Consider the following 293-nt stretch of genomic DNA (forward strand, 5'->3'; position numbering starts at 1 on the left):
GGATCGTGGAATGAACCTGTCATTTATCCCCTTCGTGACGGATCTTAACAGATCCCGTAACGTTAATCTCAATCTTAACTTAATCATCAACGCTTGGTACTCTGGAGGGAAATCTAACCAAGGGTACCCGTTTTACATTGGTAGTGAAAATTTGAAAGCAAAAGAAGAAAAGAAGCGGGTTCATTGATTATTTTATAGTTGGGGTCCACAGTATGTCGACGTACGATCCCTTGCTTCTTTCTTCTAAAGATCTCATTTTTCTGAGTCTCCAGTACAGAAGGGAGTTTTGCGAC

1 protein-coding gene is annotated in these 293 nt (G+C 41.0%); it reads left to right on the forward strand.

Features of this window, described 5'->3' with window-relative positions; all coding sequences use genetic code 11:
* Nucleotides 1-187 (forward strand): hypothetical protein (locus DJ029_RS22350; protein ID WP_232823182.1); only part of this gene is annotated, 187 nt, incomplete at its 5' end.
* Nucleotides 188-293: the final 106 nt, after the last annotated feature.

Origin of the sequence: Oceanibium sediminis (genome assembly GCF_003265325.1) — a bacterium.
Lineage (GTDB): Bacteria > Pseudomonadota > Alphaproteobacteria > Rhodobacterales > Rhodobacteraceae > Halovulum > Halovulum sediminis.